This is a genomic window from Acidovorax sp. GBBC 1281 (genome assembly GCF_028473645.1).
GTDB lineage: Bacteria > Pseudomonadota > Gammaproteobacteria > Burkholderiales > Burkholderiaceae_C > Paracidovorax.
This window is the reverse complement of the sequence record NZ_CP097269.1, coordinates 1457695-1481455: the sequence shown is the minus strand read 5'-3', so window position 1 is coordinate 1481455 and position 23761 is coordinate 1457695. Positions and strand designations below refer to the sequence as shown.

Sequence of the window (23761 nt, the reverse complement as noted above, 5' to 3'; positions counted from 1 at the left end):
GCCGCTCAAGCCAGCTTGCGCAACCCGGCGCGAAAGCGCTGGGCGTTGTCGATGTAGGTCTGCGCATTCCGGCGCAGGCCCTCGATCTGCTCGGGCGAGAGCTGGCGCACCGCCTTCGCGGGACTGCCGATGATCATGGAGCCATCGGGAAACTCCTTGCCCTCCGTCACCAGCGCGCCGGCGCCGACGAGGCAATGCCTGCCGATCTTCGCACCGTTGAGCACCACCGCGCCGATGCCGATGAGCGATTCGTCGCCCACCGTGCAGCCATGCAGCATGACCTTGTGGCCGATCGTCACGCGCTCGCCCAGCACCAGCGGCTGGCCGGGGTCGGAGTGCAGCACGCTGCCATCCTGCACATTGGTGCCGGCGCCGATGGTGATCGGCTCGTTGTCGCCGCGCAGCACGGCCCCGAACCAGATGCTGGACGACTCGCCCAGCACGACGTGGCCGATGACTTCGGCACTGTCCGCCACCCACGCCGACGGCGCGGTGCGGGGAGAAATGCCATCGAGTTCGTAAAGCGCCATCCAGGTCTCCTTTTTTGTCAGCGGGGCCGAATCCTAGAATTGTAGGGATGGACCTTCGCCAACGTGCCCTCGAGGCCCTGTGCCTGACAGACCCCCAGGCCAAAGCCGCCGCCACCCTGGACCTGTACGCGCGTGCGGCCGACCATGGCGTGGCCGCGACCAGCCCGCAGGGCCCCGCCGACCCCGCCACCCTGCCCGGCCGCCCGGAGCGGCCCACCCTGTTGCGCCACACGGAGGTGGCGCGCCGCTCGCCGGCCACGCACGAGGGCCGCGCGGTGCTGATGCACGCCATCGCGCACATCGAATTCAACGCCATCAACCTCGCCCTCGACGCGGTGTGGCGTTTCGACGGCATGCCGCCGGACTTCTACCTCGACTGGCTGCGGGTGGCGGCCGAAGAGGCCAAGCACTTCGGATTGCTGCGCGACCACCTGCGAAGCATGGGGCACGACTACGGCGATTTTCCCGCCCACCAGGGCCTGTGGACCATGTGCGAGAAGACCGCGGGCGACATCGTCGCGCGCATGGCCCTGGTGCCGCGCACGCTCGAGGCCCGCGGCCTGGACGCCACACCGCTGATCCAGCGCAAACTGCGGCAGGTGGGCACCGCCGACGCGCTGGCGGCCGTGGACATCCTGGACATCATCCTGCGCGAGGAGGTCGGGCATGTGGCGATTGGTAACCATTGGTATCGCTTCCTGTGCGATCGGGAAGGGCTGGACCCGATGGCGCACTACGCCCTCCTGGTCCGGCGCTACGAGGCACCACGCCTGAAACCGCCGTTCAACGCCGATGCCCGCCGCGCGGCGGGCTTCAGCGACGCCGAAATGGAGTGGCTGCAGCATGGCTGACCCGGCCGCGTGGGCAGCCGTTCTTTCCTACAATGCGCCCAAGCCCCGCAACCCCTTTGCCGAAGGGACGCGGCCCTTCCACCGATCGCCTTCCGTTCGCCATCCATGCCCCACACGCCTGTCGCCGGCAATTCCCCGTCCATTGCCCCCGAGAGCAGCCCTGCCGGCGCCATGATCGCCCGCCAGGCGATCATGAACGGGCAGCAGGCCGTGGTGGGCTATGAACTCTTCAACCGCTCGCGCTCCGGCCATGGCCACACGGCGGCAACGGACGTGTTCCTGGTGTTCACCGCGCTGTCGCACGCCGGCAGCGAGGAACTGGTGGGCAAGAAGCTCATCTTCGTCAACTGCACGCACGAGAGCCTGTCCGGCGGCCACCTGGAGCTGGTCGATCCCGACAAGGTCGTGCTGGAGATCCCGCCCCTGGGCCACGCGGCCGCCGAAGAGGTGAGTACGCGGCTGCCGATCCTGTCGGGCCTGCGCGAGCGGGGCTTCCACCTGGCCTTCAACCACACGGTGCTGGAATCGGCCTATGCACCATGGCTGCCGCTGGCCGACTACATCAAGCTCGACCTGTCCGTACTGGCGCCGGACCAGCTGGCCGTGCTCATCAAATATGCCGGGCGGCACTCCAAGGCCGAGCTGATCGCCGAGAAGGTGGAGACGGCCAAGCAGTACGACATGGCCTCCAGCAAGGGGGTGCAGCTGTTCCAGGGGTATTGGTTCTCCCGCCCCTCGCTGGTGGAGGCCAAGCTGCTCACCCCCGCGCAAAGCAGCATCATCCAGCTCATCAACCTCGTGCGCCAGCAGGCCAGCACGGACGAGATCGAGGAAGTTCTGAAGAAGGACGCGGGCCTGGCCTTCAACCTGATGCGGCTCATCAATTCGTCGGGTTTCGGGCTCTCCCGCGAGATCACCTCGTTCCGGCAAGCCGTGATGCTCATGGGGCTCAAGAAGCTCTTTCGCTGGGCCGCGCTGCTGCTCACCGCCTCGCGCGGTGGCGGCATCTCCGCCGCCGTCGGCCACACGGCCGTGGTGCGTGGTCGGTTGATGGAGCTGCTGGCTCTGGAGACCATGTCGCAGGAAGACGCCGATCAGGCCTTCGTGGTGGGCATCTTCTCGATGCTCGACCGCATGCTGAGCATGCCGATGGAATCCGCTGTGGGGCTGCTGCACGTGCCCGGCACCGTGTCGGAGGCCCTGCTGCACCGCGCCGGCACGCTGGGCGAACTGCTGCGCCTGGCCGAAGCCTGCGAATCCAGCGACGACGCTGCCTTCGACCAGGCCGCCAGTTCGCTGCAGCTGTCCAGCCAGCAGATCAACATGGCCCATTTGCAGGCCCTGGCCTGGGCAGACCAGTTGACGGAATGAGCCCCAGAGTGGGCGACAGCGTGCGGCTCTGGTGGTAAGGTCACCGAATTCATCCCACTCACTGACGCAGACCCTCCATGTCGAGCAACTCAGACAACGTACCGGCTTTCGAGAACACCGCCCCGCAAGGGGAAGACGAGGACTCGAGCAACCTGGCGATCATTGCGCGCCAGGCGATCGTGGATGAGCAGCGCGCCGTTTTCGGCTACGAGCTGTTCGACCGCTCCACCGCCTCCGATGCCCACACCGCGGCCAGCGATGCCGCCCTGCTCTTCAATGCCCTGTCGTATGCGGGCACCGAGGCCCTCGTGGGCAAGAAGACGGTGTTCATCAACTGCACGCACGAAAGCCTGGCCGGTGGCCACCTCGAACTGATCCACCCAGAGAAGGTGGTGCTGGAAGTGCCGCCCTTGGCCGACGGCGCCACGGCCGAAGAGATCGAAGGGCGCGTGTCCACGCTCGAAGGCCTGCGCACGCGGGGCTTTCGCCTCGCCTTCAACCAGAACGTGCTGCGCCGCACCTATGCCAGCTGGCTGCCGCTGGCGGCCTTCGTCAAGCTGGACATGCAGGCGTTCCGGGCCGAACTGGCCGAGCCCCTGGTGAAGTTCGCGCGCGCCAACTCCAAGGCCACGCTGGTGGCCGAAAAGGTGGAGACCGCCGAGCAGCACGAGCGCATGTCCGCGCTGGGCGTGAAGCTGTTCCAGGGCTATTGGTTCGCCCAGCCCGCGCTGGTGAAGGCCCAGACCATCCGGCCTTCGCAGGCGACGATCATCCAGCTCATCAACCTGGTGCGAAAGCAGGCCAGCACGGCGGAGATCGAGGAACTGCTCAAGAAGGACCCCACGCTGTCCTTCAACCTGCTGCGGTTCATCAACTCGTCGGGCTTCGGGCTGTCGTGCGAGGTCACCTCGTTCCGGCACGCCGTCATGATCCTGGGGCTCAAGAAGCTGTTCCGCTGGGCGGCGCTGCTCATGACCACCTCGCGCGCCGGCGGCTCTCCACCTGCCGTGGGCCAGACCGCCGTGGTGCGCGGCCGCCTCATGGAGCTGCTCGCCGCCGAACTGCTGCCGCCCGAGGAATGCGACAACGCCTTCGTGGTCGGCGTGTTCTCGCTGCTGGACACCATGCTGGGCGTTCCGCTGGAAAAAGCGCTCGACTCCGTCGCCCTGCCCCAGCCCGTGATCGATGCGCTGCTGCACAACACCGGCGTATTCGCGCCGTTCCTCGAACTCACCAAGGCGTGCGAAAGCGGCGACGAGGTGACGTTCGCCCGCTCGGCCGATGCGCTGCACCTGTCCAACCGGCAGGTGAACTGGGCCCACTTGCAGGCGCTGACCTGGGCGGAAAGCCTGGGCGAGTAACGGCCCGGCCGGCTGCGCAGCGCCCCGGCGCGGGCAGGGCACATGGCGTTGTTTTTCCAGGCGCGCAGCGCGCGCCTGACGAAGCGCACCGTGCCCCCTTCGATCAATTCATCTGAATGCCCGCCGCGCGAATGATGCGGGCGTTGTTCTGCGACTCTTCGGCGATCTGCCGGGCGAAGTCGGCCGCCTTGCCCCCTTGGGGCACGTTGTCGGTGGCTTCGAGCCGGGCGCGCAGGTCCGGCAGGGCCAGGGCCCGGTTGATCTCGGCGTTCAGTCGCTCCAGGATCGGAGCCGGCGTGCGGGCCGGCGCGAACACGCCGAACAGCGAACTCACGTTGGCGGCCGGAATGCCCAGTTCGGCCAGGGTGGGCACGTCGGGCAAGGTGTCGAGCCGGGCGGGAGCGCCCACGGCCAGCGCGCGCAGCTTGCCGGCCTGGATGTGCTGCATCACCGCGGGCCCGGCATTGGTGGACAGCACTTCGAACTGCCCGCTGAGCGCATCGTTGAGCTGCTGGCCACCGCCCTTGTAAGGCACATGCGTGATCTTCGCCTGGGTGGACTGCATGATCTGCTCCAGCATGATGTGCCCAAGCGACGCTAGCCCCGAGGTGGCCCAGCGCACCGCTCCTGGCTGCGACTTCGCGGTGGAGAGCAACTGGCGGAAATCCTTGGCCTGGCTGGCGGGCGTGCCCAGCAGCAGCACGGGAGAGACCATCACGCTGGCCACCGGCGCGATGTCCTTGGCCGGATCGAACGGCGATTTGCCCAGGTGCGGGTTCAGCACCAGCGGGCTGATGGACGAAAAGCCCAGCGTGTAGCCGTCCGGCGCCGCCTTGGCCACGGCATCCATGCCGATGGAGCCGCCCGCTCCTGCCTTGTTGTCCACCACCACCGAAGTGCCCAACTGGGCCGACAGCTTGTCGCCCAGGGCCCGAGCGACCACGTCGCTCACCCCGCCGGCGGGATAGGCCACGACGATGCGGATGGGGCGGGACGGCCAGGCGGCTGCCTGCTGGGCGTGGGCAGCGAACGGCAGCGTGGACAGCCAGGAACAGCTGGCGGCCAGCATCCATTGCCGGCGGGAAAGATCGGTCATGCAAAGACTCCGGGTGCGCAAAAAGAAACCGCGATTGTCCGCGCCCCGCGGGGCCTCCACCGGCTCCCGGTGCCGGCCTATCCGCGGGGGTGGTGCTGCGCGTGCAGGGCCTTGAGCCGCTCCCGCGCCACGTGGGTGTAGATGGTGGTGGTGGAGATGTCCGCATGCCCCAGCAGCAGTTGCACCACGCGCAGGTCGGCCCCGTGGTTGAGCAGGTGCGTGGCGAAGGCATGGCGCAGCGTGTGCGGCGACAGCGGCACGGTGATGCCCGCCGCATGCGCCTGCTTTTTCACGATGACCCAGAACATCGCCCGGGTCATGCCCGCGCCGCGCTGCGTCACGAAAAGATCGTCGGTCTGCTGCCCGCCCAGGATGGCCGCGCGCGCCTCGCCCAGGTAGCGCTCCAGCCATGCCGCCGCCTCGTCGCCGAAGGGCACCAGACGCTCCTTGCCGCCCTTGCCCATCACCCGCAGCACGCCTTCGCGCAGGCCCAGCTGGAAGGTCTTGAGCGTGACCAGCTCGGTCACGCGCAACCCGCTGGCGTACATCAGCTCCAGCATGGCGCGGTCCCGCAGCCCCAACGGGTGGCCGGTGTCCGGGGCGCGCAGCAAGGCCTCCACATGGGCTTGCGAGAGCGTCTTCGGCACGCGCAGCGGCTGGCGCGCGGCCTGCAGCCGCACGGTGGGGTCGGCCACGATGCGCCGCTCGCGCAGGGCCCAGTGGAAATAGCGGCGCAGCACGGTCAGGCGCCGATTGGCCGAGGTGGCCTGGGTCTGCGCATGGCGCGCCGCGAAGTAGCCCTGCAGGTGGTGTTCCTGCGTGCCGTCGATGGCCAGCGCAGACGGCTGCTCCGCCAGCCACTGGGCATACAGCGTCATGTCGCGCCGGTAGGCCGCCAGGGTGTTGCGCGAGAGACCGTCCTCCAGCCACAGCGCGTCGATGAAGGTGTCGATGGAGGTCTGGCTTTCGGGCAGCATCGCAAAACCATAGCACGATAAAAAAGGCCCGCGGGCGGTGCCGGCGGGCCTGGTCTGAGCAAGCGAAGACGCGCTGGCTCAGTCGAGCGACAGCTTCTGCTTTTGCACCACGGTCTTGTAGACCTCGAACTCGGCCTTGATCTGCTCGGCGAACTGCTCGGGCGTGTTGCCGATGATGATCGAGCCGGTGTCCTCGATGCGCTTGCGCACGGCCGGATCTTCCAGCGCCTTGCGCACGCCGGCGTTGATCTTGTCCACCACGTCCTTGGGCAGGTTCTTGGGGCCGAGGATGCCGTAGTACGCCATGCGGTTCACCGGCTCCAGGCCCACTTCCTTGAAGGTGGGCACATTGGGCAGCGCGGCCACGCGCTGGGGCGCGGCGACCACGATGGGCACCAGGCGGCCATCCTTGATGAAGGCCAGCGCCGAAGGCAGGTTGTCGAAGATCATCGGCACCTGGCCGGCCACCGTATCGTTCAAGGCCGGGCCCGCGCCGCGGTAGGGAATGTGCGTGACGAAGGTGTCGGTCAGGCTCTTGTACAGCTCCATCTGCAGATGGCCGATGCCGCCCGTGCCGGACGACGAGTACGAATACTTGCCCGGCACCTTCTTGATCTCGGCGGCGAAGCTCTTGTAGTCCTTGGCTGGAAAGCTGGGGTTCACTGCGATGATGTTGGGCGTCGCGGCGATGTTGATGATCGGCGTGAAGTCCGTCAGCGGGTTGTAGGGCGTCTTGGGGTTGATCGCCGGATTGGCCGCCGTGGTGGACACGGTGGCGATGCCCAGGGCATAGCCGTCCGGCGTCGCCTTGGCCGTCTCAGCCGCGCCGACCACGCCACCCCCACCCGCGCGGTTGTCCACGATCACGGGCTGGCCCAGCGCGCGCGACAGCGGATCGGAGATCACGCGGGCGATGATGTCGGTCGTTCCCCCCGGAGCAAAGGGCACCACCAGCCGGATCGGTTTGGTGGGATAGCTCTGGGCCATGGCACTGCCCGTGGCCACGAGGACGGCCAGACCCAGCCAGTTTCGGCGCTGCATAGAAGTCTCCTTGTACTGCTTGAACACGATGAAAACGATGGTGTGCATCCTAATCGCTGACGCACGCCGATCGTGGTCCGCATGGCAGTCCACAGTGAGGGATTTCCCGCACGCGCAAGGGCGGTTCCCGTTGGCAGGGATGGGTTCAGTGCCGTCGTTGAGGGGGTGGCGTTGCTCCTTGCAAGTAAGGGGTAAGGGCCGGGCGGACCGCGGATGGAAGACGGTCCGGCATCACGCCATCGCGTCCCAGATCAGCTTGACGCCGACCAGCATCGTGCCTGCCAGGAACACGGTTTTCATGCGCTCGGGCGACAGCACCCGGGCCACCCAGGCGCCCATCACACCGCCCAGGGCACAGCCGATGAAGAGCGGAATGCCCCACTGGAAATCGACCGCGCCGTGGGTGATGAACGTCGTCACGGACGAACCCACCACGAGCAGGTTGAGGCGCGTCATCACCGAAGCGCTGTCGGAAAACGACAGACCGAAAAAATGCATCAGCGCAAAGATGAGAAAGGTGCCGAAGCCCGCGCCGAAAAAGCCCGAATACACGCACAGCGCGAACACCGTGGCGATGCCGGCCAGCGGCAGACGTGCGGCCGGCGCCGGGGTGGCGGTGCGTGCGGAAAAATCCGTCCGGTAGGTGATCCACAGCACCACGGCCATCATGGCGGCGACGATGATGCGCAGCACCCGGTCATCGACCCCGGTGACGATCAGCGAGCCCATCACGGACCCCGCCACCGCCAGGGGCCACAGCACCCAGGGAATGCGCACCGGGGCCGCGACGGCCCGGCGGTGGGCCAGCGTACCGGTGAAGAACGAGCCCACGAGCGCGAACTTCACGGTGGCGATGGCCGCGGCGGCGGAATGCCCCATCAGCAGCAGCAACGGCACGCCGATGGTGACGCCCCCTCCGACCGTCACGGCCACGCCACCCACAACGAGCCCCATCAGGGCCATTGCGCAGAGCATCACCATGCGAGGGACAACTCGTCGTTGCTGAGCACGTCGATCGCGCGGCGCGACAGCGCATCCGCAGCCAGTCCCCTGGCGCCACCACCGCCACTGCCGCCGCTTCCTCCCCCCTGCGGCTGCGTCATGTAGCGCCGCAGCACGGCCATGCGCAGCGGCACGCCGTATGCGGCCTGCAGGAAATATTTGTTTTGCGGGGTCGGGTCCACGTCGGTGTCCAGCTCGTCCGTGCGGGGCAGGCAATGCATGACCGCCAGCCACGGTGGCGCCTTGGCCAGGAGCGCGCGGTGCACGCGGCATTTGTCCAGCTGGCGCTGGTACAGCGCAGCGTCGCTGAACATCTCGCGCTGCACGCGCACGACGTACAGCAGATCGACATGGCCCAGCATGGCCTGCACCGAATCGTGCAGATGGATGGGGCGCCGCGCCGCAGCGGCGAGGTCGGCCGGCAAAGGGCTGCCGTCGTCGGCTTCGCTGGCAGCATCGACGGCATGCAGTTCGACGTCTCGGAACTGCCCGAGGCCGACCAGCAGCGACTTCACCGCACGCGAGTAGCGCAGGCCGCCCACCAGCCCCACGCGCAGCCCATCGAGGGTGTCGAAATGCTCGCGGGCGGTGTACAGGTCGATCAGGGTCTGGGTAGGGTGCCGCGCGAGGCCTTCGCCGGCATTGATCAAAGGCACGTCGAGGGTGGCCTTGATCTGCTCCATCACGCCATGGTCGGCGTGCCGCGCGACCAGCGCGTCGGAGTAGTAGCCCGCCATGCGGGTGGTGTCGAGCAGGCTTTCGCCCAGGGGTTGGCGGGTGCTGTGCATGTCGCAAACGCTCAGCACGCGTGCACCGAGGCGGTAGGCCGCGGATTCGAAGCTCAGCCGCGTGCGCGTGCTGGGCTGGCAAAACAGGGTGAAGACGATCTTTCCGGCCAGCGCATTTCCGAACTCTCCGGGAAACCGCCGAATGTCGTCGGTATCGGAAAACAGCGACTCGATTTCGCTGCGCGAAAGGTCTTCGATGGATATCAGGTTTTTTGAGGCCATGCGCCATCAATCATTGCAGCCGACAAATACAAGGCGCTATCGGTGCGCCAATGCGCACCGATAGCAGCTTGCTCCTCCCCTCCCGGCTTTTTATTCAAGTCTCTGGAGTTTTTGCACAGGATGAATATTGACGGCATTCAATCCATAAGTGAAGATTTGCCGTCTTATACAAAACATAAGCTAAGCCTATGGAACGCACCTTGGATCTCGATCAATTACGGACCTTCGCGCTGGTGCTGGAATTGGGGAGTTTTTCTGCTGCGGCGCAACGGCTGGGGGTGACCCAGCCCGCGGTAAGCCTGCAGGTGAGAAATCTGGAGCGCCGCCTGTCGGTGCGCCTCATCGAGCGGGTGGGCCGCCGCGTGGGCCCGACCTCCGCCGGCGCGGATCTGCTGGCCCATGTGCCGCATGTGACGGCCGCCGTGGCCAATGCCGTGAGCGCCGCCACCTTCCACTCGGCCGGGGTGACTGGGCGCGTGCGGCTGGGCACGGGCCTGACCTCATGCCTGTACCTGCTGCCGCCCATCCTGCAGGACCTGCGCAAGCACTTTCCGTCGCTGAGCATCCTCGTGAGCACGGGCAACACGGAGGATTACGTGCGCCGCATCGAGGACAACTCGATCGATGCCGCCATCGTGACGCTGCCCATCGTCTCGCGCGCGGTTGCCGTGGTCCCCATCCTGGAGGACGAGCTCATGGCCATCTGCCGCCGCGGCACCTGCCACTGGCCGCGGGCAGTCACCGCGCAGATGATGAACGAGCACCCGCTGGTGAAGTTCGAGACGGGCAGCAGCACGCGCGGGATCGTGGACGACTGGCTGAGCGCCGGCGGCACCTTGCCCACGCCCGCGCCCGTCATGGAGTTCGACAGCGTGGAGGCCATCAAGGCGATGGTGGCGGCGGGTCTGGGCTGCGGCATCCTGCCGCGCATGGCGCTTTCGGGCCACAGCCGCCGCCATGAAGACCTCGAACTGCGGCCGCTGGACCCGCCCCTTTACCGCACCCAGGCCCTCATCACCCGACACGACAAGCCCATGAACCGGGGGCTGCAGAAGGTGATCGAGGCCATCGTCGAGGGCGGCAGGGCCGCGGCGCGGCCCGGTCCCTGACGCGTCACCCGCGCCCGGCCCCGGAGGCCACCGGGGTGGGCCGCGCGGTATCCTGCGGGCCGTGAATTACGCGCAGCTCCTCCTCCCCGACTTTGCCCTCATCCTGTGCGGTTACCTGGTCTGCCGCTACACAGCCCTCAACCGCGCCGTGTGGCAGCCGGTGGAAAGCCTGGTGTACTACCTGCTCTTTCCCATCCTGCTGTTCCAGTCCATCATCAAAAGCCCGATCCAGATCGGCGAGGCCTCGGGGCTGATCGGTGCCGGCGTGGCGACGGGCCTGGTCGGCATCGCACTGGCCTACAGCCTGCCGCGGCTGCCCGGCCTGCGTGGCCGCATCGACCCGCGCGACCACGCGGCGAGCGCGCAGGTGGCGTTCCGCTTCAATTCCTTCATGGGCTTGGCGCTGGCCGAACGGCTGGCGGGCCCGCAGGGCCTGCTGCTCATCGCCGTGCTGATCGGCGTGTGCGTGCCGCTGTTCAACGTGGCCGCGGTGTGGCCCATGGCGCGCGCGGGCCAGCACGGGTTCTTCAAGGAGCTGCTGCGCAACCCGCTGATCGTGGCCACCGGATCGGGGCTGGCGGCCAACCTGCTGGGCTTTCACATCCCCGTGTGGATGGAGCCCACGGTGAGCCGCATCAGCGCGGCGTCGCTCGCGCTCGGGCTCATGGCGGCCGGCGCGGGCATGCAGTTCGGCCTGCTCACGCGCGGAAAGCTGCTGTCGGCATCGGTGCTGGCGATCCGCCATCTGGTGCAGCCGGTGATCGCGTTCGGCATGGCGCGACTGCTGCGGCTGGACGCAGTGCAGACCACGGTGCTGATGGCCTTCTCCGCCCTGCCCACCGCATCCACCTGCTACGTGCTCGCGGCCCGCATGGGCTACAACGGGCCCTACGTGGCCGGGCTGGTGACGCTGTCCACCGTGCTGGGGGTGGTCAGCCTGCCCTTCGCGCTCGCCGTGCTGCGCTGACAAACCCATGCGGCCCACGGGCCGCTCACCACACGCCGGCCCAGTGCAGGAGCGCGGCCATCGCCGGCATGAGCAGCGCCGTGGCGATGCCGTTGAGCGCCATGGCCAGCGCGGCGAACGAGCCGGCGGTGGCGTGGGTCTGCAACTCGCGCGCCGTGCCGATGGCATGCGCCGTCAGCCCCACGGCGAAGCCGCGAACCACCGGGTCGCCATCAAGCCGCAGCGCGCGCAGCAGCGGGCTAGCCATCACCGCGCCGGCGATGCCGGTGACCGCCACGGCCACCGCCGCCAGCGATGCGATGCCGCCCAGCCGCTCGGCCACGGCGGTCGCGATGGGAATGGTGGCCGACTTGGGCGCGAGCGACATCAGCGTCTGCATCGACCCGCCCAGCGCCCACGCCACGAGCACGGCCGATCCGATGGCCGCCACCGATCCGGCGAGCAGCGCGATCGCCACCGGCCGCCAGATCTGCCGGATCCGGCCGAGTTGCCCATACAACGGCACCGCCAGCGCCACCGTGGCCGGGCCGATGAAGAAATGGATCAGTTGCACCCCCTCGAAGTACACCGGGTACGGCACGCCGAGCGCCAAGAGCACGCACACGATGCCCACCACGGCCGTGAGCACGGGCAGCAGGAACGGGTTGTGGCCGCTGCGCCGGTACATCCACAGCGCCGCGAGGTAGGCCAGCAGCGTGAGCGTGAGCCAGGTCAACGGGGAGCGTTCCAGCGCGCTCAGTGCCGCCAGGCCCGCGGTGGAATCCGTCATGCGGGCGCCCTCATGCCGGCGGACCCGCGCGCCGGCTGCGCGCCAGCAGCCAATGCAGGGTGAGCGCCGTCACGGCCATCGTCACCGCCGCACCGACGATGCAGGCGATGAGGAAGGGCTTCCACTCGTCCGCCACCCGGCCGAAGTGCACCATCACGCCGGTCACGGTGGGGATGAACAGCAGCATCATGTGCTGCAGCAGGGAGGACGCGGTCGTGGCCAGCGCTTCGGGCACGCGCCGCCGCCAGGCCAGCCAAGCCAGCCAAGCCAGCAGCCAGAGCATGCCGACCAGGGCGCCCGGCAACGGCCAGCCCGTCAGGCGCACCGTGGCCTCTCCGAGCAACTGGAAGGCGATGAGAAGGCACAGGGCTTGGATCATGGGCAGGCCGGTATTGTCGGCCAGCCGCAGCCCGCCCGCACCCGGGCGTTTTGCCGCAGGCGAATGCTATCTATTTAATAGCACGATGCCCTAGTACTTATTGCGCTGGAGGCCGTTTTTGCTCCAACCCCCAGGCGACGTGCTCCCGCACCAGGGCGCTGGCGTCGGCGGCGCGGGACCGCAGCGCGGCCTCAATGCCGGCGTCGCCCGTGGCATGCAGCGCATTGCCCAGCGCCACGGCCACGTTGCGCAGCCACCGTTCGTGGCCGATGCGGCGGATGGGGCCACCTTCCGTCATGCGCAGGAAGGTGGGCTCGTCCCAGGCGAACAGGTGCGCGAGCTGCTGCCCGCCTAGGCCGGGCCGCGCGTCGAAATCGGGCAGCCCGCTGACCTGCGCGAACTTGTTCCAGGGGCAGATGAGCTGGCAATCGTCGCAGCCGTAGATGCGGTTGCCCATCGGGCGGCGCAGTTCGACGGGAATCGGCCCCGCATGTTCGATGGTGAGGTAAGAGATGCAACGCCGGGCGTCCACTCGGTGCGGCGCGACGATGGCCTGCGTGGGGCACACGTCGATGCACGCCTGGCAACTGCCGCAATGCGCGGTGACGGGCGCGCTGGGCTCGAGCGGCATGTCCACATAGATCTCGCCCAGAAAGAACATGGAGCCCGCCTCGCGGTTGAGCACCAGCGTGTGCTTGCCGCGCCAGCCCTGCCCGCTGCGGCTGGCCAGTTCCGCCTCCAGCACGGGCGCCGAATCGGTGAACACCCGGTGCCCCACCGGCCCCACGGCCTCGCCGATGCGGTCGGCCAGCTTCTGCAGCCGCTGGCGCAGCACCTTGTGGTAGTCGCGCCCCCGGGCGTACACCGACACAATGCCTTCGGACGGGCGCTCCAGCCGCGCGAACTCCACGGCCTGCCAGCCGGGGCCGGCGCCCGGCGCGCCGTGCGCCGGCCCGGCTGGCGTGTCGCGCGGCAGGTAGTCCATGCGGGCGGTGATCACGCTCACGGTGCCGGGCACCAGTTCGGCGGGCCGGGCGCGGCGCAGGCCGTGGGTTTGCATGTAATGCATGTCGCCATGGAACCCTTGCGCCAGCCACTGCATCAACCCCGGTTCTGCGGACGACAAATCCACACCGGCCACGCCGATTTGGGAGAATCCCAATTCGCGGGCCCAGCCTTGCATTTGAGGAACGAGTTGACTGCTGCTGAACATCACCCCCGGATTGTAGAAAGCCCCCCCGCGGACACGCTCGTCGCGCTGCGCTGGGAGAGCGAGGAAGACACCGCCGCCTTCGCCGCCCGGCTGGCCGCCCAAGCCCCGATCGCCAATGCCTTCATCACCTTGCACGGCGATCTGGGCGCCGGCAAGACCACGCTGGTGCGCCACCTGCTGCGTGCGCTCGGCGTGCAGGGCCGCATCAAGAGCCCGACCTATGCCGTGGTGGAGCCGCACGAGGCACCGGGGCTGGCCATCTGGCACTTCGACTTCTACCGCTTCAACGACCCGCGCGAGTGGGAAGACGCGGGCTTTCGCGACATCTTCGCGGGGCCGGGACTCAAGATCGCGGAATGGCCCGAAAAGGCCGCCGCGCTCATCCCCGTTGAAGACCTTGCTATACACATTGAAGCAGGGGATGATGGCGAGCGGCACGTCACCCTGCAGGCCCGCACCGCATCGGGCCGCACCCTTGCACAAGGATCGAAGGCATGAGCGAAGCGCCACCCCCCCATCCACCCAGCCGGCGGTCGCTGCTCCAGGCCGGCACGCTGGTGCTGCTGCTGGGCACGCAGCAGATCGCGCGCGGTGCCAGCATCCTGGCCGTGCGCGTCTGGCCGGCGCAGGACTACTCCCGCGTCACCATCGAATCCGACCGCCAGCTGGTGGCCAAGCAATTTTTCGTGACCACGCCGCCCCGCCTGGCGGTGGACATCGAAGGCATCGACCTGAACCCCGAGCTGCGCGAACTGGTGGCCAAAGTGAAGGCAGACGACCCCAACATCGCCGGCATCCGCGTGGGCCAGAACGCGCCCAACGTGGTGCGGCTGGTGCTGGACCTCAAGCGGCCCGCCCTGCCCCAGGTGTTCACGCTGCCGCCGATCGCGGCCTACCAGCATCGGCTGGTGTTCGACCTGTACCCCGCCGAGCCCGAAGACCCGCTGGAGGCCCTCATCGCCGAGCGCCTGCGCGAAGCGCCGCCGACCGCGCCCCTGCCCAACATCGCCGCCGCCAAGCCTGGAACGGCGGGCGATCCGCTGGGTGAGTTGATCGCCCAGCAGATCCAGCGCCCCGGCGCGCCGCCCCCGCCGGTGGGCCTGCCCGCCCCGGCCGCGCCCGCCGCGCCGCCACCGGCCGTGGCAGCGGCCGCTGACGCCCCCACCCCGCCGCACGCGCCGTCGCCGCCACCGGCCGCGCCCGCCATCGCGAAGGCGACCGACCGGCTCATCATCGTAGCGCTGGACCCCGGCCATGGCGGCGAAGACCCCGGCGCCACCGGCCCCGGCGGCACGCGCGAGAAGGACATCGTGCTCAAGGTGGCGCACCTGCTGCGCGACCGCATCAACGCCACCACGGTCGGCGGCAATCCGATGCGGGCCTTCCTGACCCGCGACGCCGACTATTTCGTGCCGCTGGGCGTGCGGGTGGACAAGGCCCGGCGCGTGCAGGCCGACCTGTTCGTGAGCATCCACGCCGACGCCTTCACCACGCCCGCGGCGCGCGGCGCCAGCGTGTTCGCGCTGAGCCAGGGCGGCGCCTCCAGCTCGGCCGCGCGCTGGCTGGCCAACAAGGAAAACCAGTCCGACCTCATCGGCGGCCTGAACGTCCGCGTGCAGGACCGGCACGTGCAAAGCGCCCTGCTGGACATGAGCACCACGGCGCAGATCAACGACAGCCTGAAGCTCGGCAGCGTGCTGCTGGGCGAGATCGGCAGCATGGCCAAACTGCACAAGCCGCGCGTGGAGCAAGCCGGCTTTGCCGTGCTCAAGGCGCCGGACATTCCCAGCGTGCTCGTGGAAACCGCCTTCATCAGCAACCCCGAGGAAGAGGCCAAGCTGCGCACCGCCGCCTACCAGCAGCAATTGGCCGACGCACTGATGCGCGGCATCACGCGATACTTCGCCAAGAACCCGCCGCTGGCACGCAGCCGGTCCGTCTGAGGGCTCGGCGGGCCTGAGAGCGTGACCTGAAACCACGAGGAGAACCCCATGGCCCTGCACCACGCACGTTCTGGAGAAGTCGTCAGCCTGAGCCCTCTGGGCGACCGGCTGGCGAGCGCCGCCACCACGGCCATCATCAAGGCCGCCCAGCTGGAAGTGATCCGCGTCGTGCTGGCGGCCGGCAAGGATTTGCGCCAGCACGACACGCCGGGCGAAATCACCGTTCAGTGCCTGGAGGGCGAAGCGGAGTTCCACACCGCCGGCGGGGCACGTCTGCTGCGCCCGGGCGACTTCGTGCACCTGCAGCCCCGCGCCGCGCACTCGCTGCGCGCGGTGAGCGATGCGTCGCTTCTCGTGACCATCTGCCTGTCCCCGGGCTGACCCGCAAGCCGCGGTCAGGTGGGGCACCTCCTACAGCACGCGGCCTCGCCTGCCTACACCGCAGTCGCGGCGCCGGGGCGATAGTACAGGCATGGGTTGGGACAGGCAAATGCAGCGGTTTGAATGGATCGCCGCCCTGTCCGGATCCCATGCCCTCACAGATATCAGGAGCCAAGTCATGAACTACCGCCATCTCGTTTCCGCCGCCGCTGTCGCAGCCGCACTCGGCCTCGTCGGCTGCTCTTCCAACCCCACCAATGCACAGATCGGTACCGGCGTAGGCGCCGTCGCCGGTGGCGTGCTGGGCAGTGCCGTCGGTGGTACCACCGCAACCGTGATCGGTGCCGGCGCCGGTGCGCTGGTCGGCCACGAACTCGGCGAAGACCGCGATCAACGCCGCCGCTGATCGCACGGGGATGGTTTAACCCCCCATCCTTTCGATCACAAAACGCCTGCAGGGCCCCAGTGCCCTGCAGGCGTTTTTGCGTGGGTGCCAGGCGGAGCGCCTCTCAAAGCACAGATGCAAAGCGATAAAAAAGCGTCTCGCCACTAACCGATACGGTTTAGTACATTTAAAGCGCGTGGGTGCGGCTAACATTCTTCGCTTGTTCCACTCTGCAGAATGCATTCCATGCGCCCGTCGCCCCTGGCCTCCGCCAACGAACCTCTTTCGCCCGAGCCTGCGCTGAGCCGCCGCCGAGCCGCGCTGCAACTGATGGCCATACCCGCCGCCATCGCGTCGGGCAGTGCCCTGGCGAACGGCACGGCGGATGCAGCGAGCGCTGCATCCAAGAAGCGATTCACCACGTCGCAAGGCTGCCACCTGCACTACCAGGATCGTGGCCGGGGCCCGGTCGTGCTGCTCGGGCACAGCTACCTGTGGGATTCTTCGATGTGGGCGCCCCAGATCCAGGCGTTGTCGCGGCACTTCCGGGTCATCGCGCCCGACCTGTGGGGCCACGGCGCGTCGGGGCCGTTGCCTGCCGACACGCAGGACCTGAAAGGCCTGGCGGCACAGATGCTGGAACTGCTCGACGCCCTGCACGTCCGCGAATGCGCCGTGGTCGGCCTCTCGGTCGGCGGCATGTGGGGGGCGGAGCTGGCGCTGAAGGCGCCGGACCGGGTTCGCAGCCTCGTGATGATGGACACCTACCTCGGGGCCGAGCCCGAGGCCACGCGTCTGCGTTACTTCGGCCTGCTCGATGCGATCGAGGCTGGCGGGCAGATCACCCAGCCGCTGGTGGATGCCATCGTGCCGATCTTCTTTCGGCCCGGCACCGATCCCTCGAGCCCCCGCCCCGCCGCCTTCGGCCGCAGCCTGGCGGCGATGGCGCCTGATCGATTGCGCCAATCGGTGGTGCCGCTGGGCCGCATCATCTTCGGCCGCGCCGATGCGATGGACCGGCTGGCTGCGCTCCGCCCCCAGACCACGCTGCTCATGTGCGGCGACGAGGACATTCCCCGCCCGCCGCACGAGATGCACGCCATGGCCGAGGTGATCGGCTGCGATGCCGTGGTGATCCCCGAGGCTGGCCACATCTCGAACCTGGACAACCCGGAGTTCGTCACCCGCCAGCTGCTGCAGTGGCTGGACCGCACGATGCGCTGACAGCGCATTCGCTTTGGCATCGGGGATGGGGCGCGCGGTGCCCCCGGCTCCCGCTCAGGCCGTTTTCTGGCGGCCGGCGCGCCAGCCGCCGTAGAGCGCGATCAGGCCCGGCACCAGGATCAGCGCCCAGATGATCTTGTCCAGATTGGCCTGCACCCACGGGAAGTTGCCGAAGAAGTAGCCCGCCGTGCAGATGCCCAGCACCCACAGCAGCGCACCGCCCACGTTGAACGCCGTGAACTTCGCCCGGCCCATTTCGGCCACGCCGGCCACGAAGGGCGCGAAGGTGCGGATGAAGGGCATGAAGCGCGCCAGCACGATGGTGACGCCGCCGTAGCGTTCGTAGAAGTCGTGCGCCTGCTGGAACGCGCGCCGGTTGAACCAGCGCGAATCGGGCCACTGGAATACCTTGGGCCCGAAATAGCGCCCGATGGTGTAGTTGCACTGGTCTCCGAGAATGGCCGCCGCGATCAGCACCGCGCAGGCCAGCGGAAAGTTCATGAGCCCCGCACCGCACAGCGCACCGACGATGAACAGCAGCGAATCGCCGGGCAGGAACGGCATCACCACCACACCCGTCTCGACGAAGACGATGAGGAACAGCAACGCATACACCCACGGGCCGTAGGCGCTGACGAAGGCCGCCAGGTGCTTGTCCACGTGCAGGATGAAGTCGATCAGGAACTGGATGATTTCCAAGGGCGGACCTTCTGAGGAAAGTGGGATGGCGGGATTGCCAATGCGGCGCGTACTCTAACCGCACTGCCTAGAATGCCGGGCAATGACCACAGAGCCCACCCTGCGCCGACCGATCCGCGACCTGCCCGACGAACTGATCAGCCAGATCGCGGCCGGCGAGGTGGTCGAACGGCCCGCCTCCGCCGTGCGCGAGCTGGTGGACAACGCGCTCGACTCCGGCGCCACCCAGATCGCCGTGCGCCTGCTGGCCGGCGGCGTGCGGCTGATTTCGGTGGAAGACGACGGCAGCGGCATCCCTCAGGAAGAACTGCCGATCGCCCTGCGGCGCCACGCCACCAGCAAGATCACCAACCTGCACGACCTCGAATCCGTGGCCACCATGGGCTTTCGCGGCGAGGCGCTCGCCGCCATCGCTTCGGTGTCGGAAATGGCCCTGCTGTCGCGCACCGCGGAGCAGGCCAGCGCTTTCCTGCTGGATGCGCGCAGCGGCGAACTGCGGCCCGCCGCACGCAGCCAGGGCACGACGGTGGAAGTGAAGGAACTGTTCTTCGCGACACCGGCGCGGCGCAAATTCCTCAAGACCGACGCAACCGAGCTGGCCCACTGCATCGAGGCCGTGCGCCGCCACGCGCTCGCCCGGCCCGATGTGGGCTTCGCCATCTGGCACGAAGGCAAGCTGGTCGAGCAGTGGCGCGCCACCCTGGCCAGCGGCGACGACTCCGACACGGCGCTGCAGCAGGCGCTCGACCGGCGGCTGGCCGACGTGCTGGGAGAGGACTTCCTCGCGGAATCGGTCGCCGTGCGCCACCGCCACGGCGCCATCACGGTGACCGGCCGCGCCGGCCTGCCGGATGCGGCCCGCTCGCGCGCCGACCAGCAGTTCTGCTACGTGAACGGCCGCTTCGTGCGTGACAAGGTGCTCACGCACGCCGCGCGCGCCGCCTACGAGGACGTGCTGCACGGGCAGAAGCAGCCCGTGTATGCGCTGTACGTGGCCATCGATCCGTTGCGGGTGGATGTGAACGTGCATCCCACCAAGATCGAGGTGCGCTTTCGAGACAGCCGCGAGGTCCACCAGGCCGTGCGCCATGCGGTGGAGAACGCCCTGGCCGTGCCCCGTGCCCAGGCACTCGCCGCGAGCGGCGCCACCGAGACGGCGCCAGGGGAGGCCGCCCCGGCGCCCGCTCCCGGGATGGCGCCCAGCTGGAAAGCGCAGGCGGCGATCCGGTTCGATGAGCCCGTGGTCGGCCACTGGGTGACCGACCTGCAGGCGCTGTGGGGATCGCCGAAGGGGCCCGGCGTCGGCGCACAAGACAGCGCCTTCCCGGCCAGCGTGCAGGAGCCGCGCGCCGAATGGGGCCATGCCGGCGCTGCGACGGCCGGCACCGTTGCCTGGACTCCGCCCCCCTCCCCGCAGACCACCCCCTCTTCAGCGGCCGACGTGGCGCCCGCGCCGCCCACGCCGGACGACGACGCGCCGGCCTGGCCCCTGGGCCGGGCGGTGGCGCAGATCCAGGGCGTCTACATCCTTGCGGAAAACGCCCACGGCCTGGTCATCGTGGACATGCATGCCGCGCACGAACGCATCGTGTACGAGCGGCTCAAGGCGCAGGTGGACGGCAGCGAACGCATCGCCAGCCAGCCGCTGCTGATCCCGGCGACCTTCGCCGCCACGCCGCAGGAAGTGGCCACGGCCGAGGCCCAGGCCGACACGCTGTCGATGCTGGGGCTGGAGATCGCCCCCTTCTCCCCGAAGACGCTGGCCGTGCGCGCCGTGCCCACCTCGCTGGCCCAGGGCAATGCGGTGGAACTGGCACGCAGCGTGCTCGCGGAGTTGTCAGCGCACGACGCCAGCACCGTGGTGCAGCGCGCCCGCAATGAAATTCTGGGTACGATGGCCTGCCACGGCGCGGTGCGCGCCAACCGCCGGCTCACCCTCGACGAAATGAACGCCCTGCTGCGACAGATGGAAGTCACCGACCGGTCCGACCAGTGCAATCACGGCCGCCCCACCTGGCGGCAACTGTCCATGCGCGAGCTGGACGCCCTCTTCCTGCGCGGACGCTGACCCCCCGGCGCCGCAGGCCATACGGATTCCACCCATGCCACTGCGCCGCCACCACCCCCATCACCTTCGCTCCGCCTGCCAGGGCTATGGCGTGGCAGCCCTGGCGACCATCGCCGCCCTCACGCTGCCGGCCCACGCGGGGCGGCCCCTCACGGTCGACGACGCGGGGGTGAACGCCCCTGGCGAAGGGCACGTGGAGGTGTGGTGGGAGGGCGTGCACCGCGACCGCGGCGCCTTCTATGCAGCGCCGGCCTATGCCCCGGCGGCGCTGCCGGGCCTGGAGCTGGGCGCCCTGCTGGCGCGCGATCTGGACGGCCGCGCCACGGTGCAAAGCGTGGTGGCCAAATGGCAGTGGACGCCGCCGCCCGAGCAAGGCTGCCACGCGGCCAGCAGCGTGGGCCTGTGGCACACCCACCGGGAGCCGCGCAGCACGCGGGCCCTCAACCTGCTGGGCACCTGCATCGCCAGTTGGGGGGCCGTGCACGCCAATGCCGGCACGCTGCACACGCCCGACCACCGCTGGCTGCCCACCTGGGGCGCCGCGGTCGAATCCACCTGGGGTGCGGTCACGGCGCACATCGAGGCGTTCGGCCAGCGCGGCGGTCCGCCCACGTTCCAGACCGGCGCGCTGTGGGAATGGACACCGGGCTGGCAACTGGACGGGGTCGTCGGGCGCCGGCAGGGCAGGACCCTGCTGAGCATCGGCGTCAAGCACAGCTTCTGACGCACCCCAAAACGATGGCCCGCCGGCGACCCTGCCGCCGGCAGGCCGTCGACCGAGGGATCAGTCGTCCCGCGCCGCCTTGGCGTGGTCGGGGAAGTCCGCGAACACGCCGTCCACGCCCAGGCGGTAGAACATGCGGTATTCCGCCTTCGGATCGCCCTTGAAGTCGGAAGCCAGGCGGCGCGCCTCGCTGCGGAAGGTGTACGGGTGCACGAAGAGCCCGGCCGCGTGCGCATCGGACACGACGGAGGTCGCGGGCATCATCACGCGGTCGCGCTCGTCGATCTTGCCGTCGCCGTTCAGGTCGTCGGGCTGGCCGTCCTTGTTGTCATCCACCAGCTTCGAGGGGATCAGGTACGGCTTCCAGGGGCCGATGCCGTCCGCATAGGTCTTGACCTCCTTCAAGCCCGCAGGGGTCAGCAGGCTGGCGAAGGTGCGCTGGTCGCCGGCCACGGCGAAGTCGTAGGGCTTGTCGTAGGGCGCGGTCAGGTCCATGCTGCCGTCGGCCTTGATGTCGTTGGCATCCACCAGTTGCACCAGGCGCACCTGGGTCTTGGTGCGCAGGTACTTGAGGTTAGACACTTCGAACGACTGCAGGATGACGGGCGACGCCGCGGTGGTGTAGCCGTACTGCGAGAGCGTGGTGAGCAGCCGGTCCTCGAGCTTGAGGTTCAGGTTGGCGTGGTAGGTGGGGTGCTTGGTTTCGATGTACACGCCCACGGTGCGGCCCACGCGCGTGCCTTCGGACCGGGCGAGGTCCAGCACTTCGGCCAGCGTCGGGATCTGGTACTTGCCGTTGAACGACTGATCGCGCTCGGCCAGGGGCTGGATGGCGCGCAGGGTCTTGATCTCGGCCAGGGTGAAGTCGGAGGCGAACCAGCCTTCTTCTTGAACGCCATCGACCATCTTCTTGGTCTTGCGGCTGGCGAACTCCGGGCGCTGCGACACGTCGGTGGTGCCGGTGATGTTGGGTTCGTGCCGTGCGATCAGCACGCCGTCCTTGGTGGCCACGAGGTCCGGTTCGATGAAGTCCGCGCCCAGCTCGATGCCCTTCTTGTAGCCTTCCAGCGTGTGGTCCGGCAGGTAGCCGGCGGCACCGCGGTGGCCGATCACCAGGGGCTTGGCGCCGTTCAGCGTGGGGAAATCATCGTCATTGCCGCCACAGGCGGCCAGGGCAGCGGCGGCGGCCAGGGCCAGCGCGGCCCCCTTGAAACCAGACAGGTGCATTGCTCTACCTCGTTGATCGTTGAAGTGCGCCACTGTGGAGGCGCCACATGACAGGACGGTGACTCGGGGAACTTTGCCGCGGCAGCGGTATCTCGGCGCTTCACGCACCGTTGTTGTGCGTTGTTGTGCGTTGTTGTGCGTTGTTGTGCGTTGTTGTGCGTTGTTGTGCGTTGTTGTGCGTTGTTGTGCGTTGTTGTGCGTTGTTGTGCGTTGTTGTGCGTTGTTACCCCGCCTTGCCCCCTGAGTGCGCATCCTACGGGCGACCCCGTCCGGCCGTCACGGCCTATCGATGCTGCGCTGCAGCGTCAATCGGCGCTTTTCCGGGCTCCTGACCTGGGCAGCGGTGCCGAAATCAGGCCATCTCTCCCGCACAATCCGCATGTAACAAAGCGCATCGACGGGCGCGTTTCTTGCAAAAGCCGGAAAAGCCGGGGATTTCCCGATTTGCTATTGAAAAGTGAGCAACCAAGGCAATCAAACCGCCGGCATACCCGCTGAAACACTGCCATAGAACTTTCCCGACACCGCGGCACTCAGTCCTACCCATGAAACGCTGGCCCCTCCTTTCATCCATCGCCCTCGCCATGGCCGTCACGGCGGGTTGCGCCACCCTCGACGCCAAGCAGCGCGAGTGGATCTTCCAGCCCAGCGACCGTGCCTGGGGCGGTGCCCAGTCCACCGACGACATGGAAGATGTCTGGATCGCATTCGACTCGAAAGCCACCGGCAAGGCCGAGAAGCTGCACGGCCTGTGGCTGCCGGCCGCCAAAGCCGATGCGCCCGTGCTGCTGTACCTGCACGGCGCGCGCTGGAACGTATCGGGATCGGCAGGCCGCATGCGGCGCATGCAGAGCATGGGGTTCTCGGTGCTGGCAGTCGACTACCGCGGCTTCGGGCGCAGCAGCGCGGCCCTGCCGTCGGAAACCACGGCCCTGGAAGACGCCCGCGCCGCGTGGGACTGGCTCGCGCAGCGCGCGCCCGACCAGCCGCGCTACATCTTCGGCCACTCGCTCGGCGGCGCCATCGCCATCGACCTGGCGGCGATGGTTAACGACGAGAAGGGCACCATCGTGGAAGGCACCTTCACCAACATCCCCGAGGTCGTGGCCACGTTCAAGTGGGGTTGGCTGCCGGTGTCGGCCCTCATCACCCAGCGCTTCGAGTCGGCGCGCAAGGTGGCCCACATCGGCTCGCCCCTGCTGGTGGTGCACGGCAGCGACGACAGCCTGATCCCGCCCACCCTCGGCCGCAAGCTGTACGACGCCGCGCAGGAACCCAAGCGCTTCGTGCTGGTGGAAGGCGGCACGCACCACAGCACGAACACGGTGGGCGAGCCGCAGTACCGCGCCGCGCTGGCGGACCTGTTCCAGGTGTACTGACCCGGCCGGCGTGCGCAGGCAAAGGCCGCCTGCGCACCCGGTCGGGCGGTGCCCA

The 23761-nt window shown here is 68.5% G+C and carries 24 protein-coding genes; 13 read left to right on the top strand and 11 right to left on the bottom strand.

Annotated features, from left to right (window positions below; genetic code table 11):
• Window positions 1-5 precede the first annotated feature (5 nt).
• Window positions 6-530 carry a gamma carbonic anhydrase family protein gene (locus M5C96_RS06740; protein ID WP_272568047.1) on the bottom strand — a complete coding sequence of 175 codons (525 nt, stop codon included), beginning with the start codon at window positions 528-530 and terminating at the stop codon, window positions 6-8.
• 47 nt (window positions 531-577) lie between these two features.
• On the opposite strand from M5C96_RS06740, the gene M5C96_RS06735 reads away from it, so the two are divergent.
• From M5C96_RS06735 to M5C96_RS06725, 3 genes are all read left to right on the top strand, one after another.
• The gene (locus tag M5C96_RS06735; protein ID WP_272568046.1) at window positions 578-1381 is read left to right on the top strand and encodes a ferritin-like domain-containing protein; all 804 of its coding nucleotides are present in this window, start codon (window positions 578-580) and stop codon (window positions 1379-1381) included.
• Window positions 1382-1486: 105 nt separating this feature from the next.
• Window positions 1487-2752, top strand: a complete 1266-nt coding sequence (locus M5C96_RS06730) for an EAL and HDOD domain-containing protein (RefSeq protein ID WP_272568045.1) — start codon at window positions 1487-1489, stop codon at window positions 2750-2752.
• A 77-nt stretch (window positions 2753-2829) separates the two neighbouring features.
• Window positions 2830-4113 carry an EAL and HDOD domain-containing protein gene (locus tag M5C96_RS06725; protein ID WP_272568044.1) on the top strand — a complete coding sequence of 428 codons (1284 nt, stop codon included), beginning with the start codon at window positions 2830-2832 and terminating at the stop codon, window positions 4111-4113.
• 103 nt (window positions 4114-4216) lie between these two features.
• Here the strand turns inward: M5C96_RS06725 and M5C96_RS06720 are convergent, their stop codons facing one another.
• The 5 genes from M5C96_RS06720 to pyrB form a co-directional block, all read right to left on the bottom strand.
• A complete protein-coding gene (locus tag M5C96_RS06720) occupies window positions 4217-5209 on the bottom strand; it encodes a Bug family tripartite tricarboxylate transporter substrate binding protein (RefSeq protein ID WP_272568042.1) in 993 nt (330 codons plus the stop codon).
• Between the two features lie 77 nt (window positions 5210-5286).
• Window positions 5287-6186, bottom strand: coding sequence for a site-specific tyrosine recombinase XerD (gene xerD / locus M5C96_RS06715; protein WP_272568040.1), 900 nt, complete (start codon window positions 6184-6186; stop codon window positions 5287-5289).
• A gap of 78 nt (window positions 6187-6264) precedes the next feature.
• Window positions 6265-7227 carry a tripartite tricarboxylate transporter substrate binding protein BugE gene (locus M5C96_RS06710; RefSeq protein WP_272568039.1) on the bottom strand — a complete coding sequence of 321 codons (963 nt, stop codon included), beginning with the start codon at window positions 7225-7227 and terminating at the stop codon, window positions 6265-6267.
• 231 nt (window positions 7228-7458) lie between these two features.
• A complete protein-coding gene (locus tag M5C96_RS06705) occupies window positions 7459-8208 on the bottom strand; it encodes a sulfite exporter TauE/SafE family protein (protein WP_272568036.1) in 750 nt (249 codons plus the stop codon).
• Entirely contained in the window at window positions 8202-9239 is a 1038-nt protein-coding gene (gene pyrB / locus M5C96_RS06700; protein WP_272568034.1) for an aspartate carbamoyltransferase, read from the bottom strand. Before pyrB ends, M5C96_RS06705 begins: the two co-directional genes overlap by 7 nt.
• 188 nt (window positions 9240-9427) lie before the next feature.
• Between pyrB and M5C96_RS06695 the strand changes: the two genes are divergently transcribed.
• On the top strand, window positions 9428-10348 hold the full coding sequence (locus M5C96_RS06695) for a LysR family transcriptional regulator (RefSeq protein ID WP_272568033.1): 921 nt from the start codon (window positions 9428-9430) through the stop codon (window positions 10346-10348).
• A gap of 61 nt (window positions 10349-10409) precedes the next feature.
• Window positions 10410-11315, top strand: coding sequence for an AEC family transporter (locus M5C96_RS06690; RefSeq protein ID WP_272568032.1), 906 nt, complete (start codon window positions 10410-10412; stop codon window positions 11313-11315).
• A 25-nt stretch (window positions 11316-11340) separates the two neighbouring features.
• Here the strand turns inward: M5C96_RS06690 and M5C96_RS06685 are convergent, their stop codons facing one another.
• The 3 genes from M5C96_RS06685 to queG form a co-directional block, all read right to left on the bottom strand.
• A complete protein-coding gene (locus tag M5C96_RS06685; protein WP_272568031.1) occupies window positions 11341-12084 on the bottom strand; it encodes an LrgB family protein in 744 nt (247 codons plus the stop codon).
• A gap of 10 nt (window positions 12085-12094) precedes the next feature.
• Complete coding sequence (locus M5C96_RS06680) at window positions 12095-12463, bottom strand: CidA/LrgA family protein (RefSeq protein ID WP_272568030.1); 369 nt, start codon at window positions 12461-12463, stop codon at window positions 12095-12097.
• Between the two features lie 97 nt (window positions 12464-12560).
• The gene (gene queG, locus M5C96_RS06675) at window positions 12561-13646 is read right to left on the bottom strand and encodes a tRNA epoxyqueuosine(34) reductase QueG (protein ID WP_272568028.1); all 1086 of its coding nucleotides are present in this window, start codon (window positions 13644-13646) and stop codon (window positions 12561-12563) included.
• Window positions 13647-13658: 12 nt separating this feature from the next.
• On the opposite strand from queG, the gene tsaE reads away from it, so the two are divergent.
• The 5 genes from tsaE to M5C96_RS06650 all read left to right on the top strand — a co-directional run bounded on the left by tsaE (window position 13659) and on the right by M5C96_RS06650 (window position 17609).
• Window positions 13659-14174 carry a tRNA (adenosine(37)-N6)-threonylcarbamoyltransferase complex ATPase subunit type 1 TsaE gene (tsaE, locus tag M5C96_RS06670; RefSeq protein WP_272568026.1) on the top strand — a complete coding sequence of 172 codons (516 nt, stop codon included), beginning with the start codon at window positions 13659-13661 and terminating at the stop codon, window positions 14172-14174.
• A complete protein-coding gene (locus M5C96_RS06665) occupies window positions 14171-15619 on the top strand; it encodes an N-acetylmuramoyl-L-alanine amidase (RefSeq protein ID WP_272568025.1) in 1449 nt (482 codons plus the stop codon). Before tsaE ends, M5C96_RS06665 begins: the two co-directional genes overlap by 4 nt.
• 48 nt (window positions 15620-15667) lie before the next feature.
• The gene (locus M5C96_RS06660; RefSeq protein ID WP_272568023.1) at window positions 15668-16000 is read left to right on the top strand and encodes a cupin domain-containing protein; all 333 of its coding nucleotides are present in this window, start codon (window positions 15668-15670) and stop codon (window positions 15998-16000) included.
• 178 nt (window positions 16001-16178) lie between these two features.
• A complete protein-coding gene (locus tag M5C96_RS06655; RefSeq protein WP_272551696.1) occupies window positions 16179-16406 on the top strand; it encodes a glycine zipper domain-containing protein in 228 nt (75 codons plus the stop codon).
• A 225-nt stretch (window positions 16407-16631) separates the two neighbouring features.
• On the top strand, window positions 16632-17609 hold the full coding sequence (locus tag M5C96_RS06650; protein ID WP_272568022.1) for an alpha/beta fold hydrolase: 978 nt from the start codon (window positions 16632-16634) through the stop codon (window positions 17607-17609).
• 54 nt (window positions 17610-17663) lie between these two features.
• Here the strand turns inward: M5C96_RS06650 and M5C96_RS06645 are convergent, their stop codons facing one another.
• Complete coding sequence (locus tag M5C96_RS06645) at window positions 17664-18308, bottom strand: DedA family protein (RefSeq protein WP_272568021.1); 645 nt, start codon at window positions 18306-18308, stop codon at window positions 17664-17666.
• A gap of 82 nt (window positions 18309-18390) precedes the next feature.
• On the opposite strand from M5C96_RS06645, the gene mutL reads away from it, so the two are divergent.
• Window positions 18391-20376 carry a DNA mismatch repair endonuclease MutL gene (mutL, locus tag M5C96_RS06640; protein ID WP_272568020.1) on the top strand — a complete coding sequence of 662 codons (1986 nt, stop codon included), beginning with the start codon at window positions 18391-18393 and terminating at the stop codon, window positions 20374-20376.
• 34 nt (window positions 20377-20410) lie between these two features.
• A complete protein-coding gene (locus M5C96_RS06635; RefSeq protein ID WP_272568019.1) occupies window positions 20411-21100 on the top strand; it encodes a hypothetical protein in 690 nt (229 codons plus the stop codon).
• 60 nt (window positions 21101-21160) lie between these two features.
• Here M5C96_RS06635 and M5C96_RS06630 read toward each other — a convergent pair whose 3' ends face one another.
• Window positions 21161-22327 (bottom strand): glycerophosphodiester phosphodiesterase, encoded by a 1167-nt coding sequence (locus tag M5C96_RS06630; protein WP_272568018.1) that lies wholly within the window; start codon window positions 22325-22327, stop codon window positions 21161-21163.
• A gap of 545 nt (window positions 22328-22872) precedes the next feature.
• Here M5C96_RS06630 and M5C96_RS06625 point away from each other — a divergent pair.
• On the top strand, window positions 22873-23706 hold the full coding sequence (locus tag M5C96_RS06625; protein ID WP_272568016.1) for an alpha/beta hydrolase: 834 nt from the start codon (window positions 22873-22875) through the stop codon (window positions 23704-23706).
• The last annotated feature ends 55 nt before the right edge of the window (window positions 23707-23761 follow it).

Bases quoted from the DNA above. Each gene is read 5' to 3' on its own strand.
- M5C96_RS06705 (WP_272568036.1), bottom strand. From the start codon at position 8,208: ATGGTGATGCTCTGCGCAATGGCCCTGATGGGGCTCGTTGTGGGTGGC.
- M5C96_RS06625 (WP_272568016.1), top strand. From the start codon at position 22,873: ATGAAACGCTGGCCCCTCCTTTCATCCATCGCCCTCGCCATGGCCGTC.
- M5C96_RS06730 (WP_272568045.1), top strand. From the start codon at position 1,487: ATGCCCCACACGCCTGTCGCCGGCAATTCCCCGTCCATTGCCCCCGAG.
- M5C96_RS06735 (WP_272568046.1), top strand. From the start codon at position 578: ATGGACCTTCGCCAACGTGCCCTCGAGGCCCTGTGCCTGACAGACCCC.
- M5C96_RS06685 (WP_272568031.1), bottom strand. From the start codon at position 12,084: ATGACGGATTCCACCGCGGGCCTGGCGGCACTGAGCGCGCTGGAACGC.
- mutL (WP_272568020.1), top strand. From the start codon at position 18,391: ATGACCACAGAGCCCACCCTGCGCCGACCGATCCGCGACCTGCCCGAC.
- M5C96_RS06710 (WP_272568039.1), bottom strand. From the start codon at position 7,227: ATGCAGCGCCGAAACTGGCTGGGTCTGGCCGTCCTCGTGGCCACGGGC.
- M5C96_RS06725 (WP_272568044.1), top strand. From the start codon at position 2,830: ATGTCGAGCAACTCAGACAACGTACCGGCTTTCGAGAACACCGCCCCG.
- M5C96_RS06680 (WP_272568030.1), bottom strand. From the start codon at position 12,463: ATGATCCAAGCCCTGTGCCTTCTCATCGCCTTCCAGTTGCTCGGAGAG.
- xerD (WP_272568040.1), bottom strand. From the start codon at position 6,186: ATGCTGCCCGAAAGCCAGACCTCCATCGACACCTTCATCGACGCGCTG.
- pyrB (WP_272568034.1), bottom strand. From the start codon at position 9,239: ATGGCCTCAAAAAACCTGATATCCATCGAAGACCTTTCGCGCAGCGAA.
- M5C96_RS06655 (WP_272551696.1), top strand. From the start codon at position 16,179: ATGAACTACCGCCATCTCGTTTCCGCCGCCGCTGTCGCAGCCGCACTC.
- M5C96_RS06695 (WP_272568033.1), top strand. From the start codon at position 9,428: ATGGAACGCACCTTGGATCTCGATCAATTACGGACCTTCGCGCTGGTG.
- M5C96_RS06740 (WP_272568047.1), bottom strand. From the start codon at position 530: ATGGCGCTTTACGAACTCGATGGCATTTCTCCCCGCACCGCGCCGTCG.
- queG (WP_272568028.1), bottom strand. From the start codon at position 13,646: ATGCAAGGCTGGGCCCGCGAATTGGGATTCTCCCAAATCGGCGTGGCC.
- M5C96_RS06660 (WP_272568023.1), top strand. From the start codon at position 15,668: ATGGCCCTGCACCACGCACGTTCTGGAGAAGTCGTCAGCCTGAGCCCT.
- M5C96_RS06720 (WP_272568042.1), bottom strand. From the start codon at position 5,209: ATGACCGATCTTTCCCGCCGGCAATGGATGCTGGCCGCCAGCTGTTCC.
- M5C96_RS06630 (WP_272568018.1), bottom strand. From the start codon at position 22,327: ATGCACCTGTCTGGTTTCAAGGGGGCCGCGCTGGCCCTGGCCGCCGCC.
- M5C96_RS06650 (WP_272568022.1), top strand. From the start codon at position 16,632: ATGCGCCCGTCGCCCCTGGCCTCCGCCAACGAACCTCTTTCGCCCGAG.
- M5C96_RS06635 (WP_272568019.1), top strand. From the start codon at position 20,411: ATGCCACTGCGCCGCCACCACCCCCATCACCTTCGCTCCGCCTGCCAG.
- M5C96_RS06665 (WP_272568025.1), top strand. From the start codon at position 14,171: ATGAGCGAAGCGCCACCCCCCCATCCACCCAGCCGGCGGTCGCTGCTC.